This window comes from Leuconostoc sp., assembly GCF_965300815.1.
This window is the reverse complement of the sequence record NZ_CBDKZH010000061.1, coordinates 7,262-8,543: the sequence shown is the minus strand read 5'-3', so window position 1 is coordinate 8,543 and position 1,282 is coordinate 7,262. Positions and strand designations below refer to the sequence as shown.

Annotated in this window: 1 protein-coding gene and 3 tRNA genes (1 of these 4 only partly in view); 1 reads left to right on the top strand and 3 read right to left on the bottom strand. The window is 45.7% G+C overall.

The annotated features are described in order from the left end of the window. The coding region (locus tag ACW12G_RS05180; RefSeq protein WP_455647426.1) for an MFS transporter at nucleotides 1–848 on the top strand (848 nt) is incomplete at its 5' end. A 79-nt stretch (nucleotides 849–927) separates the two neighbouring features. Here the strand turns inward: ACW12G_RS05180 and ACW12G_RS05175 are convergent. The 3 genes from ACW12G_RS05175 to ACW12G_RS05165 form a co-directional block, all read right to left on the bottom strand. Continuing rightward, nucleotides 928–1,000, bottom strand: a tRNA-Thr gene (locus ACW12G_RS05175). Between the two features lie 28 nt (nucleotides 1,001–1,028). Then, nucleotides 1,029–1,101, bottom strand: a tRNA-Asn gene (locus ACW12G_RS05170). Between the two features lie 127 nt (nucleotides 1,102–1,228). Next, nucleotides 1,229–1,282, bottom strand: a tRNA-Asn gene (locus ACW12G_RS05165) (it continues 119 nt past the right edge of the window).

Here is a 1,282-nt window from a genome sequence, read left to right as displayed (position 1 = left end):
CCTTATCGATGCCATCCATTACCGCGTTAGCCGCTGATATGACTACCCTGAAAAATCGCGCTCGCGTGATTGGTTGGTTATCTGCTTCTTTTAGTGGCGGGATTATTTTGGGGCCCGGCATTGGTGGTGTGTTGGCCAATATCGACCTCACCTTCCCCTTTTATGGGTCTGCTGTGATGGGCTTGATTGCCTTTATTGTCTTCATCTGCTTCATGCCAGCTGAATCACAACTACGCTTACACCAAGATCCAACAAAGCCCGAGGCTGAGCTCGTAACGCCAGCGCCTAACTTTTGGTCAGTGGCCTTAGTAATGTTGCTCCTGATGATTTTGGTGGCTTCCTTTGGTCTGGCAGCCTTTGATAATATGTTCTCACTTTATTTCCATGATGTCCGTGGTTTTGATTTAGCGGAAATCGCTTGGTTCTTAATCGTCAATGGTGTCATGTCACTGATTTTCCAAGTGATCTTCTTTGATGCGTTAGTCCGCCATCTCGGTGAATTACGCGTGATTCGGTTAAGCTTCATTGCCGGATTTGTCGCCATTATTTGGATTTTATTTGCCCAAAGCAAATGGGAAGTCTTTATCGCTACCTTAATTGTCTTTGTCGGCTTTGACGTCTTACGGCCTGCCATTACCACACTGCTGTCGCACGTTAACGAAGCACAACAAGGCTTAATTAACGGCCTTAATATGTCGCTGACGAGTATCGGTAACATTGTCGGCCCGATTTTAGGTGGCGCCTTACTTGATATCGACGGTAGTTTACCATATGCCTTCGTGGCCGTTATTTTAGCCATTTCCAGCGTGTTAACCTTAACCGTTCGGTTTAAACCTAAAACCGTCTAACCAGTTGTATCGCAACTGGTTTTTTTTGCGACAAAAAAAGCATGATCACTTGCATAACAGTGATCATGCTTTGACGGGATGCCGACGAGAGGATTCGAACCTCCGACCCCAGGTTTACGATACCCGTGCTCTACCAACTGAGCTACATCGGCAAGTTGATAACCAAAAGGTTATCCAATACTCCGACTGCCGGGCTCGAACCGGCGACAACCTGATTAACAGTCAGGTGCTCTACCAACTGAGCTAAGTCGGAATAATTGCTTAACACAACTATTTAATTATGCCAGCTTTGCCATATTTTGTCAACACTTTTTGACGGAAAAATGCGCTAAAAAATGACACAAAAAAAGCAAACCGTTTAAGGTTTGCTTCTCATAAAACTCCGACTGCCGGGCTCGAACCGGCGACAACCTGATTAACAGTCAGGTGCTCTA